Origin of the sequence: Vibrio sp. PID23_8 (assembly GCF_003584965.1) — a bacterium.
Classification (GTDB): domain Bacteria; phylum Pseudomonadota; class Gammaproteobacteria; order Enterobacterales; family Vibrionaceae; genus Vibrio.
This window is the reverse complement of sequence record NZ_LIXE01000001.1, coordinates 442,822-457,053: the sequence shown is the minus strand read 5'-3', so window position 1 is coordinate 457,053 and position 14,232 is coordinate 442,822. Positions and strand designations below refer to the sequence as shown.

Here is a 14,232-nt window from a genome sequence, read left to right as displayed (position 1 = left end):
GTCAGAAAAGTCACGCTTCACATTGGCGTGATTTTTGCATTTTTACCTCATAAACTCAATCTTGCCACTGATGCGGAATTCGACAGTGCAACGTAACACGCTGACGACGAGAGCTTCTATATGAATGTGAATTTGCCAAATATTTCAGCGACCAATAAGGCTTCGACAGTTGAGTCGGCTACCATGGCGGCGACAGACAACCCGGCAAACAACGGTTTTTTGGAAACTTTAGCCGGGGCGTTTACGGATTCGCAACAAACAGAAAAGCCTGCTGAGCTAGAAAGCGAGAGCCAAGAAAAAGTCACGACGGATGAGTTATTGACTCAAGGGGAAGTGAAGGCCACGTCGGCTGAAGACTCACTTGAAGAAGCGGTTGTTTCCAATTCACCAACCAGCATGAAACCGGTCACCGAAACCGACATTGCCTCTGTGAAGGTGCACGAGGTTGAAAGCGCGATGGATGAAGGTCAGCAGTTATTGGGGCGAATCCAAACGGCCAACCAAACATTGAATTCGAATAGCACTTCGTTAGAAGGCGGCAAAGGATTGCCTGGGCAAGTTGATGCAATCGCCAACGGCATTTCTGCCGCTCAGTCTGGTAACGAAGAACAAGCATTGAACCAGCATCCAGTCACCGAATTGCCCGTTCAGACAGATGTTAAGGCGCAAGATGTTCAGCAGGGTATTGCAGGTTCTGAAAATGAGGCATATTCAGCCAAGTCGGTTGACCTAGGTGAAGGGGTTAGTGAAACAAAAGCTAACGTGACAGCCCATATTGATTGGAATTCATCAAGTACACAAGCTGCACAGACCCAAGCAATGACGGAAGCGGGCGCTGTGACACGTATCTCTTTAGATACGCTAGAAGTCATTGATAATAAATTAGCTCAAGGCCAGCCGCTTTCTCAGCAGGAGCTTGAAGTGATTGATGGTTTGCGATCGGGCTTGGTCGTCGCGGATATACCAGAGCAAGATCTGGCACAGCTTGTTGCCTTGCCTAGTGACGGAAAAGTGGCGCTGTCTGAGCAGCATGCAGCTCAAGTGAACACGGCACGACAAGGGGTTTCAATGTCGATGGCACAGCAGGCTAACCATTCAGAAGTGAAGCCAACGGCAGCGCAAGTCCCACTCAATTCAGATAAAGTAGCGGTGTCATCTACACCGGATGCGCTACTGACCGCAAATACGAATCCTACGGCTCAGGCTAATGCTGAATTAAGCAAGACGGTGATGAATGCCGGTTTAACGGCGAGCGCACTTAAAGCCGCTGTGAATAAGCAAGATAAGAATGAGCCACAGCATGGTTTTGCTGGGCAAATTCAAGCGGCAGCGAGCCATCAAGGTGTGAATGCGACTCAACAAGCTCGCATTGATGCTGCGCAGCAAGCACAGCTCCCATTACAGTTGACCAAAGAGTTGGCCAATGAACAAATGGCGGAAAAAGTGCAGATGATGATGTCAAAGAATTTGAAAAATCTCGATATCCGTCTTGATCCGCCGGAACTTGGGCGTATGCAGATCCGCATGACCATGAATAATGATTTGGCTAACGTGCACTTTACGGTGACAAACCCTCAAGCTCGCGAGATCATTGAACAAACCATGCCACGTCTGAGAGAAATGCTTGCTCAGCAGGGGATGCAGTTAGCAGAGTCTTCCGTTCAGCAGCAAAGCAGTGGTCAGCAACAAGAACGACATACGACGTCTGAGCAGAACGGTCAGGGGGCATTAAGTCGAGAGCTTTCGCAAACGTCAGATGAAAACGTTGATGGTGATGTGAATCTTGATTTGAATGTGGCGTCAAAGCGTGATGGAATTAGTTTCTACGCATAGAATAGCAGCCTGAAATGATAATAAATAACCTCAACCTAGGTTAAGTAGTAAGAAAAAGAGGCAGGAATGGCAGAAGAACAGCGACAAGGAGCCGACGCTCCTAAAGGAAAAAGTAAGCTATTGATCATCATTATCGCAGTGGTCGTATTGCTTGTTGGCGGTGGTGCTGCGGCATTCTTTTTCATGGGTTCTGACGAGCTAGCGCAAAGAGAATATGCCCAGCAAGCACAAGCTGCAACGGCAGCTGCCCCCATTGCTTATGTGAATATTCCACAGCCCTTTATTTTCAATGTGACGGGTGACCGTCGTGATAGACTAGTGCAAATCCAAGCACAGCTAATGGTGCGTGGTAGTGAGAATGAGCAGCTTGCTCGTTACCACTCTCCTCTTATCGAAAGTTCATTGCTGTCAACCTTTGCCTCGGCCACTGTTGAGCAACTACGCTCTCCTTCTGGCCGTGTTGAGCTGCGTGACCGTGCGTCTGACGACATTAAAGCGGCGCTGAACGTGGCCGTAGGCAAGCCAGTCATTGAAAAAGTGCTGTTTACAGATTTTGTAATTCAATAGGTATAACGTGACCGATCTATTAAGCCAAGACGAGATTGATGCGCTGCTACACGGGGTTGATGATGTTGATGACATTGACGACTCCATAGATAACGACATCGAAGGTGCTGTCAGCTTCGATTTCTCGTCTCAAGACAGGATTGTACGTGGCCGCATGCCAACGCTCGAACTTATTAACGAGCGTTTTGCACGACATTTGCGTATTAGCCTGTTTAACATGTTACGCAAAACGGCTGAAGTGTCGATTAACGGCGTACAGATGATGAAATTTGGTGAATACCAAAACACCCTATACGTTCCAACGAGTTTGAACATGGTGCGTTTCCGTCCGCTTAAAGGCACGACGTTAATCACCATGGAAGCGCGTTTGGTTTTTATTCTGGTAGAGAACTTCTTTGGGGGCGATGGCCGATTCCACGCCAAGATTGAAGGGCGTGAATTTACCCCAACCGAACGACGCATTATTCAGTTACTGCTGAAGATTGTTTTTGAAGATTATAAAGAAGCGTGGTCTCCAGTAATGGGGGTTGAGTTCGAGTACTTAGATTCAGAAGTGAACCCAAGTATGGCAAACATCGTGAGCCCGACAGAGGTGATCGTTGTGAGTTCGTTCCATATTGAAGTGGATGGCGGCGGCGGCGACTTCCACGTGGTGATGCCGTACTCAATGGTGGAACCCATCCGTGAACTGCTTGATGCGGGTGTACAGTCGGACAAGATGGAAACCGATGTGCGCTGGAGCTCAGCACTGCGCGAAGAAATCATGGATTGCCCAGTAAACTTCCGTGTGAATTTGCTAGAGAAAAACATCTCTCTTCGTGATTTGATGGAGTTGCAACCGGGCGATGTGATCCCGATTGAGATGCCTGAACACGCAACCATGTTCATTGAGGATTTACCGACATACCGAGTGAAAATGGGTCGCTCTGAAGACAAAATGGCAGTACAGATTTCTCAAGAAATCGAACGCCCGAATGTAGTAAAAACCGATTTAGCGTTTTTGAATAAAGACATCATGTCTGAACTTGAGAACGACGACGATACTGACGACTAAAAATACTTTACTGAAGTTACGCGCCTCCGGGTTCAATGGTTTGAAACTGGACTATAACGGCGCGAATAGGTTTAACACAGGACATTAAAATGGAACTAAGTGACGATCAAAAGCTTGCAGACGAATGGGCAGCCGCTCTTGGCGAAGACCCGTCAGCGCCTTCTATTAACGTAGATGAAGTATTGGCAGCGCCACTGGAAGAGTTAAAAGATACCTCAAGTCCAATCACTGATGATGAGCGTCGTAAACTCGACACCATTATGGATATCCCAGTAACCATCTCTATGGAAGTGGGCCGTTCACAAATTAGCATTCGTAACTTACTGCAATTGAACCAAGGTTCAGTCGTGGAGTTAGATCGTTTAGCGGGTGAATCATTGGACGTATTGGTTAACGGCACGTTGATCGCGCACGGCGAAGTGGTTGTCGTCAACGATAAATTTGGTATTCGTCTAACCGACGTGATCAGCCAAACTGAACGCATCAAAAAGTTGCGTTAATATGAGCCGTTCAATTAAACCGAGATTGAAGCAAATCACAGGAGCACTGAGCTTAATGCTAAGTGCTCCTTATGCATTTGCGGCCGCACCAAGTAATCTAGATCTCGCGACGACTCTTGGCTCATTAGTACTGGTGATTGGTGTGATCTTATTGCTGGCTTGGCTGCTTAAACGCATGCAAGTACCGACAATGGGACAGCAAAAAGGTTTGCGTATTGTCAGTCAATTGCCTGTGGGTACTAAAGAACGTATTGCGGTTGTCCAAGTGGGCGAGGAGCAGTTTTTGGTGGGGATTACCAGTCATTCTATCCAAACCCTAGCTAAGCTTGAAACGCCACTAAAAGAGGAAGCGTTAGCAAGCAGTGCTTTCGCCAGTCACTTTAGCCAACTGATAAAAAAACATGATCAAGGATAATTCGATCCGCCGGCTTTTCACCAACTTGATACTGCTGGTAGGCATGCTGCTGTCATCTCTTTCGTTTGCTCAGGCAGAAGAACCGACGTTGCCATCAAACTTGGCAGCAGGTGATAGTGTGACTGTACAGGCAATGCAGAGTGACAAAGGCGCAAGCCGTTCGATGTCTGTCAGCAATGGTAGTGGTATCCCAGCCTTTACCATGACCACCAATCCAGATGGCAGTGAAGATTATTCGGTGACGCTACAGATCTTAGCGTTAATGACCATGCTGGGTTTCTTGCCTGCGATGGTGATTTTGATGACTTCGTTCACGCGCATCGTCGTGGTGATGTCGATTTTACGTCAGGCGATGGGTCTGCAGCAAACGCCGTCAAATCAGGTGATCATTGGCATTGCACTTTTCTTGACTTTTTTCGTCATGTCACCGGTTCTAAACGAGATAAATGAGCAAGCGGTTCAGCCGTACTTAAATGAGCAAGTGACGGCACGCCAGGCTTTTGATGCAGCACAAGCGCCGATGAAAGCGTTCATGCTGAAACAAACGCGTATTAAAGATTTGGAAACCTTTGTCAATATGTCGGGCGAGCAGGTGAGCAACCCAGAAGATGTGTCGATGGCAGTGCTGATCCCGGCCTTTATTACTTCTGAGTTGAAAACCGCGTTTCAGATTGGCTTTATGCTATTTTTGCCATTTTTAATCATCGACTTAGTGGTCGCTTCAGTATTGATGGCAATGGGTATGATGATGCTGTCTCCGATGATCGTATCGCTACCATTTAAACTCATGCTGTTTGTACTAGTGGATGGTTGGAATCTAATATTGTCGACACTCGCCGGCAGTTTTGCCCTTTAGATGGCACAGAGAGAAGAGGGTAGGACATGACTCCTGAAATGTTTGTCGATCTTTTCCGTGAGGCACTGTGGATGGTGCTTATCATGGTTTGTGCCATTATTATCCCAAGTTTGCTTATTGGTCTTATTGTGGCCGTATTTCAAGCGGCGACCTCTATTAATGAACAAACGCTGAGCTTTTTACCGCGTTTGATCGTGACCTTACTCGCGTTGATGCTGTTTGGCCATATGATGACGCAAATGATGATGGACTACTTCTATGGCTTGATTGAGCGTCTGCCTCAAGTGCTGTACTAGGGGCGATAATGGAGTATCCAACCGGGGTTGTCTTAGACTGGATCGCCAACTATTTCTGGCCTTATGCGCGCATCTCCGCGATGTTGATGGTGATGACGGTAACCGGAGCGCGTTTTGTCTCGCCTCGAATTCGCCTCTATCTTGGTCTTGCGATCACGTTTGCCGTGATGCCTGCCATTCCTGCTGTTCCACAAGATATTGAATTGCTCTCGTTTCGTGGCTTTATGACCATCGCCGAGCAAATTATCATTGGTGTTGCCATGGGAATGGTGACGCAGTTCATGATCCAAACTTTTGTATTGCTAGGCCAAATCCTCGGTATGCAGTCAAGTATCGGTTTTGCGTCAATGGTTGATCCTGCGAATGGTCAAAGTACGCCGGTACTGGGCCAGTTGTTTATGTTCCTAGCCACCATGTTCTTCCTAGCGACCGATGGGCACCTTAAGATGCTGCAATTGGTGGTGTTCAGTTTTAAAACCCTACCAATAGGCTCTGGTTCGTTAAATTCGGTCGATTTTCGTGAAATGGCGGGGTGGTTAGGCATCATGTTTAAAACGGCATTGAGTATGTCGTTGTCGGGTATTATTGCGCTACTGACCATTAACTTGTCATTTGGTGTCATGACCCGTGCAGCTCCTCAGTTGAACATCTTTTCGCTCGGTTTTGCATTTGCTCTGATGGTGGGTTTATTACTTTGTTGGTACATTCTGGCTGGTTTATACAGTCATTATGAAATGTTTTGGTCAGTGGGTGAGGCGCAGATTTGCCGGCTCATTCGCTTAGATTGTTAGGAGGCTGGTTTGGCAGAGTCAGACGGTCAGGAACGCACCGAAGAAGCCACACCCAGACGGTTACAACAGGCAAGAGAGAAGGGGCAAGTTGCTCGCTCAAAAGAGCTCGCATCCGCATCAGTATTGATTGTAGGGGCTGTCGCGTTAATGTGGTTTGGCGAGTCACTAGCACGCGCGTTGTTCTCTATCATGAGCCGTCTATTTGATCTGCAAAGGGATGAGATATTCGATACCTATAAGCTGTTCGATATTGCTGGTGGCGCGTTGCTTGACTTGTTATTTCCGTTATTCTTAATTCTTGTCACTTTGTTTGTCGCTGCTATTGTTGGTGCGGCAGGGTTAGGTGGGATCAGCTTTTCAGTCGAAGCGGCGATGCCTAAATTGTCGAAGATGAATCCTCTCAGTGGATTAAAGCGTATGGTAGGCATGCAGAGTTGGGTTGAACTTGTAAAGTCAATTTTAAAAGTGGCACTGGTCACTGGCGTGGCCATTTACCTGATCCAAGCATCGCAGGCCGATTTATTTCAGCTTAGTATGGATGTGTACCCACAAAACATCTTTCACGCCCTCGATATTCTGCTTAACTTCATTTTGCTGATCAGCTGTTCGCTATTGATTGTCGTCGCGATCGATATTCCCTTTCAGATCTGGCAACACGCTGATCAGTTAAAGATGACCAAGCAAGAGATCAAAGATGAATACAAGGAAACCGAAGGTAAGCCGGAGGTGAAAGGTCGTATTCGTATGTTGCAAAGAGAAGCCGCTCAGCGTCGCATGATGGCCGACGTCCCGCAAGCCGACGTTATCGTCACCAACCCTGAGCACTTCTCAGTGGCGTTACGCTATAAACAGAAAACCGATCGCGCGCCCGTCGTCATTGCCAAAGGGACCGACCACATGGCAATGAAGATTCGAGAGGTAGCACGGGAACATGACATCACGATTGTCCCTGCTCCTCCATTGGCTCGTGCGCTTTATTACACCACAGATCTCGAACAGCAAATTCCCGATGGGCTATTCACCGCCGTCGCGCAAGTATTAGCGTTTGTTTTTCAGCTTAAACAATATCGTAAACGGGGTGGTCAGCGACCAAAAATCCAGGACTATGAATTTCCCATTCCTCCTGAGCACCGTCACTAATGAACGCGACGACGATGACAGTGGTTCCGAGCGAAAAAAAATGTATAAGCTCATAGGGTTGAGGGGTATTTGAGTGATTAGTCATTATTTTGGCGTTGAATGTGGTACACAGATTGCTTAAACAACAGGAATCAATAACAATAGCTAAATTTGACTAAAGCCGTTGCGTAGTATTTATGCCAGCATGTAGAAAGATCATCAGCATGTTGAAAGACGCTTCCTGACCGATTGAGACACCCCGCAGTATGAAGTTAAGCCTGCCATTTGCAGATAAATTACCAAAAATTCCTCAGCGCTCCATGCCGGCGATTGGTGCGCCTGTTATGGTTTTGGCCACCCTTGCGATGGTGGTTCTGCCTATACCTGCATTTCTGCTCGATCTGTTTTTCACCTTCAACATTGCACTCGCCATGGTCGTGTTGTTGGTCACGGTTTACACTCGTCGTCCGCTCGACTTTGCGGCTTTCCCGACTGTCCTTCTGATCGCGACATTGTTGCGTCTGGCGCTAAACGTGGCGTCGACACGTGTGGTATTACTTCACGGTCATGAAGGGGGCAACGCTGCGGGTAACGTTATTGAAGCGTTTGGTAGCGTCGTTATTGGCGGTAACTACGCTGTCGGTCTGGTGGTGTTCCTTATCTTGATGATCATTAACTTCATGGTCGTTACCAAAGGTGCGGGTCGTATTTCTGAGGTAAGTGCTCGCTTTACCTTGGACGCCTTACCGGGTAAGCAGATGGCGATCGACGCGGATTTGAACGCTGGTTTGATCGACCAAGAGCAAGCGCGTTTACGTCGTTTTGAAGTGACTAAAGAAGCAGACTTTTACGGCTCCATGGATGGTGCGTCCAAATTCGTAAAAGGTGACGCTATCGCCGGTATCTTGATCCTGTTTATTAACATCATCGGTGGCTTGTCTATCGGTATGGTTCAATATGGTTTGGGTTTTTCTGAAGCGATGCAAATCTACACCTTGTTGACCATCGGTGACGGTTTGGTGGCACAAATCCCATCATTATTGCTCTCTATTGCTGCGGCAATGATGGTAACGCGCCAAAATACTGATGAAGACATGGGTGAACAGCTGATTTTCCAGATGTTCGACAACCCGAAAGCGCTAATGATCACCGCCATTATTCTTGGTGTAATGGGCATCGTACCGGGCATGCCACATTTTTCTTTCTTATCGCTCGCTGCCGTTGCGGGTGGCGCTGCTTATTGGTTAGACAAAAAACGGAAGCAGAGAGCAAAAGAGCCGGCACTGCCCGCTAAGGCAGAAGATGGCAGTGAGCCGATTTCTCAACGTGAACTCTCATGGGATGATGTTCAACCGGTTGATATTATCGGCCTAGAAGTGGGTTATCGTTTGATTCCTTTGGTGGATCGAGATCAAGGTGGCGAATTGCTTGAGCGCGTAAAAGGTGTGCGTAAAAAACTGTCGCAAGACTTTGGTTTCCTGATCCCAGCTGTTCATATTCGTGACAACCTAGAACTTACACCAAACAGTTATCGAATCACCTTGATGGGGGTGGCAGTGGGTGAGGCGGAAATCCGCCCAGACCAAGAGCTTGCGATTAATCCAGGCCAGGTGTACGGGATGATTGAAGGTGAGCCAACCATAGACCCTGCGTTTGGACTCGAAGCCGTTTGGATTCGTGAGGAGCAGCGTGAGCATGCGCAGGCACTGGGTTATACCGTCGTGGACTCTTCTACGGTATTGGCCACTCATTTGAGCCAGTTACTGACCAATAATGCTTCCCAATTACTAGGTCATGAAGAAGTACAAAATCTAATGGAAATGTTAGGCCGTAGTGCGCCAAAACTGGTGGAGAGCTTCATTCCTGATCAGTTGCCTCTTGGTGTGGTCGTCAAAGTACTACAGAATTTGCTTAACGAAGCGATCCCAATTCGCGATATTCGAACTATCGTGCAGACGTTGGCTGAATATTCAAGCAAGAGTCAAGAAGCTGACATTCTCACCGCTGCGGCGCGTATCAGTTTGAAACGCTTAATTGTTCAGGAAATCAATGGTATAGAGCCTGAGTTGCCAGTGATTACGCTTATCCCTGAGCTGGAACAAATATTGCATCAAACTATGCAGGCGTCAGGGGGGGAGTCCGCGGGGATTGAGCCGGGACTGGCAGAGCGACTTCAGTCCTCTCTGAGCCAAGCAACACAGGAACAAGAATTGAGAGGTGAACCTGCTGTTCTGCTAACCTCTGGTGTATTGCGTTCCACACTGGCGAAGTTTGTTAAGAACACAATACCTAACCTCCGCGTACTGTCTTATCAAGAAATACCGGACGAAAAACAGATCAGAATTGTGCAAGCCGTGGGCAATTAGCTCCGTGCATTATTAATGGATTAATAGTTTGAAAATAAAACGATTTTTTGCCAAAGACATGCGAGCCGCGTTACTTCAAGTGAAAGAAGAACTCGGCGCGGACGCAGTGATCATGTCGAACAAGAAGGTGGCAGGTGGAGTAGAGATCGTTGCCGCGATTGATGGCGAGTCGAATGCTTCTCCCTCTGCAAGCGCACCATTACTATCAAGCCGCACCACCGTTCAGCCGAATCGTTATAGTGAACATCGCCAGATGTCTTCATCCGTCGCCGACCGTTTCCAACATCGTCGTTTGGATGAAGACAAAATCAGCCTAAATGCAAACAATGAAAAATCAGGCTCGATGACGCAACGCTTCGCGAACATGCTCAAGCAATATAGCAGCGGCTCCTCAGACTCTGACGAGCATGTTGCTGAAAACGAAGATTCGCTATCGGCGCTGTTACAACGCCAAAACAAGCACCGTGAAAGTTATGACCAAGAAAAGCCTGCACCGTATCAGGCAGACTCTCCTTTGGCAAAACTGATTGCTCAAGACAGTCGTTTTGAACGCCCAACCCCAAAGTTGGATCCAACGCGATATGACCGTCGTCGACCTACGGAAGATCGCGATGAGGCGGCGAGTGAGCTTGAGAACATGCGTGAAGAGATGACCTCGATTCGTCGCCTTCTTGAGCATCAAGTGTCGGGTTTGATGTGGCAAGAAGTCGAACGCCGTGAACCGCTGAGAGCGATGTTGATCAAACGCCTAGAGAGAATGGGCGTGTCTCCTGAGCTTGCTGATCAAATGGCGTGTTACATTCCAGAAGACACCAAACCGGCGCGAGCGTGGAAGGCTCTACTTTCTCTCGTGGCGGATCAAATCAATATTCCAAAGCAAGATATCCTTAAGCGTGGCGGAGTGGTTGCACTGCTCGGCCCAACGGGAGTGGGCAAAACCACCACCGTCGCTAAGCTTGCTGCGCGTGCTGCGATGGAATACGGTGCCGACAATGTCGCTTTGGTGACAACGGACACTTATCGTATCGGTGCACATGAGCAGCTCTCCATTTACGGAAGAATTATGGGATGTCCTGTAAGAGTTGCTAAAGATTCTAACGAGTTAGCCGATGTTATATATCAGCTAAGGAATAGAAGACTAATTTTGGTTGATACAGCCGGCATGGGGCAGCGAGATGTCAGACTCTCTGAGCAACTCGATACCCTGATGCAAGAGAGTGGTGAAGTGATTCATAGCTACCTTGTATTACCCGCGACTGCTCAACGTCGAGTGTTGCAAGAAACTCTGGACCATTTCCGACGCATTCCATTGTCGGGCTGTATTTTGACTAAGCTCGATGAGTCATTGAGCTTAGGTGAATTCATCAGTGTAGTGATTCAGAATGCAATACCAGTTGCTTATATTGCCAATGGTCAACGCGTGCCAGAAGACATTGTGATAGCACAACCAAAATACATGATCGCGAAAGCAAATGAACTGTTAGAGAAGTCGACAGAGAACGAACCTCACTTTTGGAACAGTGACAATGAAGAACTCTAGGGCGGCGGACTACTATGACTGAGAATATGATATACGATCAAGCAAGCGGCCTCCGTCGCTTAACGCAGCCATCATTGACCCAAGTAATCGCGGTTACCGGCGGAAAAGGTGGTGTGGGTAAATCAAACGTGACATTGGGTTTGGCGATTTGTATGGCTCGTCAAGGCAAGAAGGTGATGGTTCTTGATGCTGACCTAGGTTTGGCTAATGTTGACGTTATGCTCGGAATTCGCTCAAAACGTAATCTTGGGCATGTCCTAGCAGGAGAATGCGAGCTAAAAGATGCGATTGTTGAAGGCCCTTATGGTATAAAGATTGTCCCTGCAACGTCGGGCACACAAAGCATGACGGAACTCTCACATGCTCAACATGCCGGACTGATTCGCGCATTTGGTAGCCTTGAAGATGAGATGGATGTACTGCTGATCGATACCGCTGCGGGTATTTCAGACATGGTCATTAGCTTTTCTCGTGCAGCTCAAGAAGTGGTGGTTGTGGTTTGTGATGAACCGACTTCCATCACCGATGCTTACGCTTTAATTAAGCTATTGAGTAAAGAACATCAGGTGCAACGCTTCAAAGTTGTTGCAAATATGGTCAGAAGCTACCGTGAAGGTCGAGAATTGTTTGCAAAGTTGACGCTAGTCACAGAGCGGTTCTTGAATGTTAGCCTTGAACTCGTAGCATGTATTCCATTGGATGATAAAGTACGCCAGGCTGTTAAAAGGCAGAAGATAGTGGTGGATGCATTCCCTCGCTCTCCTGCGGCTTTAGCGATCAGCTCATTGGCGAACAAAGCTCTTACGTGGCCAATACCTAAAACACCAAGTGGTCACCTTGAGTTTTTTGTTGAAAGATTACTAAATCGTACCGAATTCACAGAGGACCCTTTTGGTGAATAACGCGATAACCTATAACCAACATGGCAGATTTAATAGTCAGCAGGCGTTCATCGAGCGCTACTCTGTGTTGGTTAAGCGTATTGCTCACCACCTGTTAGGCCGCTTACCGCCGAGTGTTCAGGTAGAAGATTTAATTCAGGCTGGAATGATCGGCCTTATCGAAGCTCAGCAGAATTATGATGGTTCTAAAGGTGCGAGCTTTGAAACTTATGCTGGTATCCGTATTCGCGGAGCAATGTTAGATGACATTCGCAAAGGCGATTGGGTACCACGTTCTGTTCATAAAAATAATCGAGAGATTAACCAAGCGGTTGCAGAACTGGAAGGCATTCTAAACCGTGATCCTTCAGACTCAGAAGTGGCAGCGCATCTCGGTATGACACTAACTCAATATCATAGTGCGCTTACCGACATAAACTGTTCAAGGTTAGTGGGGATTGAGGACTTAGGTGTCTCTGATGATGTGATTTCTCCAGCGGATGAAACCGATGATAGCAACCCGTTCAAAGGTGTGGCTGATGAATCGTTTCGAAAAGCACTGGTTGAATCAATAAAACAGCTCCCAGAGCGTGAAGCTTTGGTTCTTTCGCTTTATTATGACGAAGAACTTAACTTGAAAGAGATTGGCGATGTGTTGGGCGTAAGCGAATCTCGCGTAAGCCAAATACTGAGTCAATCTATGCAACGTTTACGCACCAAGCTCAGTGCGTGGACACAAAATGACTAAACACACTGATTTTACGATTCAGTGGAGGCAATTTTGAATAAAAACATGAAGATCCTTATTGTTGATGATTTCTCAACAATGCGCCGTATTGTTAAAAACCTACTTCGTGACTTGGGTTTCAATAACACTCAAGAAGCGGATGATGGTTTAACTGCATTACCAATGCTGAAAAAAGGTGACTTCGACTTTGTTGTGACTGATTGGAATATGCCGGGAATGCAGGGCATTGATTTGCTTAAACACATCCGTTCAGATGCAGAATTAAAGCACCTTCCTGTTCTTATGATCACTGCAGAAGCAAAGCGTGAACAGATCATCGAAGCCGCTCAAGCAGGTGTAAACGGTTACATCGTGAAGCCATTTACCGCAGCAACACTAAAAGAAAAATTAGATAAAATTTTCGAACGTTTATAACCCTTACTTTCTCTTTGTTAACCGAGTCATTACTCCTAATACTAAAGGATGGCTCGTTTGACACTTAAAAAGTGATAAGAAAGAACGAAACGTAAAAGGGTCTATTCAGGATGATCTCACTAGAGCAGGCGAAGTCGCTCGTTCAGATGCTAGAAAATGGGGAACAAGACCAAGCGAATGAGCTTGTTGCCTCGATATATGAAGGTGATGGAAATCCGATGCTTCAAGAAATCGGAACATTAACCCGTGACCTTCATGATTCACTTAATCAGTTCAATCTCGAACAACGCATGACTGAAATCGCGAAAGCGGAAATCCCAGACGCTAGGGATCGCCTGCAATACGTGATTGATAAAACCGAACTAGCGGCAAACAAAACCATGGATGCGGTTGAATGCTGCTTGCCTATCGCTGATAACCTGCACGAGTGCCTTCAACAAGTTCGCCCTCAGTGGAACGAACTCATGCATGGCCGCATAGAATTAAGCGAATTTAAAACGCTTTGTTACCGCATTGATGAACTTTTAGTTCAAGTCGAGGGTGACAGCACCGAGCTGCGTGGTCAATTGACCGAGATTCTAATGGCACAAGATTTCCAGGACTTAACTGGCCAAATCATTCGTCGCGTGATTACGCTTTCCAATGAAGTGGAAGATCGCCTGGTTGAGATCTTGACCGTCTTTTCTGGTAGTAAAGCCGCAGAACCGACTCAAGTTTTTGCAAAACCGACAGATAAAAAGAATAAACCATCAAGTGAAGCAGAAGGCCCTATTCTTCATCCAGAGCTAAGGGAAGATGCGGTTTCATCGCAGGACGAAGTCGATGACTTATTGTCCAGTCTTGGATTTTAAA

15 protein-coding genes are annotated in these 14,232 nt (G+C 47.1%); all 15 read left to right on the top strand.

The window, feature by feature from the left end:
- Positions 1-120 precede the first annotated feature (120 nt).
- The 15 genes from AK966_RS02075 (at position 121) to AK966_RS02005 (ending at position 14,231) form a co-directional block, all read left to right on the top strand.
- Entirely contained in the window at positions 121-1,833 is a 1,713-nt protein-coding gene (locus AK966_RS02075; RefSeq protein ID WP_119463444.1) for a flagellar hook-length control protein FliK, read from the top strand.
- A gap of 66 nt (positions 1,834-1,899) precedes the next feature.
- Positions 1,900-2,400, top strand: coding sequence for a flagellar basal body-associated protein FliL (gene fliL, locus AK966_RS02070; protein WP_099079772.1), 501 nt, complete (start codon positions 1,900-1,902; stop codon positions 2,398-2,400).
- Positions 2,401-2,407: 7 nt separating this feature from the next.
- Positions 2,408-3,454, top strand: coding sequence for a flagellar motor switch protein FliM (gene fliM / locus AK966_RS02065; protein WP_099079773.1), 1,047 nt, complete (start codon positions 2,408-2,410; stop codon positions 3,452-3,454).
- An 89-nt stretch (positions 3,455-3,543) separates the two neighbouring features.
- A complete protein-coding gene (gene fliN, locus AK966_RS02060) occupies positions 3,544-3,954 on the top strand; it encodes a flagellar motor switch protein FliN (RefSeq protein ID WP_099079774.1) in 411 nt (136 codons plus the stop codon).
- 1 nt (position 3,955) lies between these two features.
- Positions 3,956-4,369, top strand: coding sequence for a flagellar biosynthetic protein FliO (gene fliO, locus AK966_RS02055; protein ID WP_119463443.1), 414 nt, complete (start codon positions 3,956-3,958; stop codon positions 4,367-4,369).
- Complete coding sequence (gene fliP / locus AK966_RS02050; protein WP_119463442.1) at positions 4,356-5,225, top strand: flagellar type III secretion system pore protein FliP; 870 nt, start codon at positions 4,356-4,358, stop codon at positions 5,223-5,225. The genes fliO and fliP overlap by 14 nt, the downstream gene beginning before the upstream one ends.
- Before the next feature lie 26 nt (positions 5,226-5,251).
- Positions 5,252-5,521, top strand: coding sequence for a flagellar biosynthesis protein FliQ (gene fliQ, locus AK966_RS02045; RefSeq protein WP_099079777.1), 270 nt, complete (start codon positions 5,252-5,254; stop codon positions 5,519-5,521).
- Positions 5,522-5,529: 8 nt separating this feature from the next.
- Positions 5,530-6,312 (top strand): flagellar biosynthetic protein FliR, encoded by a 783-nt coding sequence (gene fliR / locus AK966_RS02040; protein WP_099079778.1) that lies wholly within the window; start codon positions 5,530-5,532, stop codon positions 6,310-6,312.
- A 9-nt stretch (positions 6,313-6,321) separates the two neighbouring features.
- Positions 6,322-7,452, top strand: coding sequence for a flagellar biosynthesis protein FlhB (gene flhB, locus AK966_RS02035; RefSeq protein WP_119463441.1), 1,131 nt, complete (start codon positions 6,322-6,324; stop codon positions 7,450-7,452).
- A 245-nt stretch (positions 7,453-7,697) separates the two neighbouring features.
- Positions 7,698-9,797: a flagellar biosynthesis protein FlhA gene (gene flhA / locus AK966_RS02030; protein WP_099079780.1), complete on the top strand. Its 2,100-nt coding sequence runs from the start codon at positions 7,698-7,700 to the stop codon at positions 9,795-9,797.
- 28 nt (positions 9,798-9,825) lie between these two features.
- A complete protein-coding gene (flhF, locus tag AK966_RS02025) occupies positions 9,826-11,337 on the top strand; it encodes a flagellar biosynthesis protein FlhF (RefSeq protein WP_119463440.1) in 1,512 nt (503 codons plus the stop codon).
- Between the two features lie 14 nt (positions 11,338-11,351).
- Positions 11,352-12,239, top strand: a complete 888-nt coding sequence (locus AK966_RS02020) for a MinD/ParA family protein (RefSeq protein WP_099079782.1) — start codon at positions 11,352-11,354, stop codon at positions 12,237-12,239.
- A complete protein-coding gene (locus AK966_RS02015) occupies positions 12,232-12,966 on the top strand; it encodes an RNA polymerase sigma factor FliA (RefSeq protein WP_099079783.1) in 735 nt (244 codons plus the stop codon). The genes AK966_RS02020 and AK966_RS02015 overlap by 8 nt, the downstream gene beginning before the upstream one ends.
- A 45-nt stretch (positions 12,967-13,011) precedes the next feature.
- Complete coding sequence (gene cheY, locus AK966_RS02010; RefSeq protein ID WP_099079784.1) at positions 13,012-13,380, top strand: chemotaxis response regulator CheY; 369 nt, start codon at positions 13,012-13,014, stop codon at positions 13,378-13,380.
- 110 nt (positions 13,381-13,490) lie between these two features.
- Positions 13,491-14,231 carry a protein phosphatase CheZ gene (locus AK966_RS02005; protein WP_099079785.1) on the top strand — a complete coding sequence of 247 codons (741 nt, stop codon included), beginning with the start codon at positions 13,491-13,493 and terminating at the stop codon, positions 14,229-14,231.
- Position 14,232: the final 1 nt, after the last annotated feature.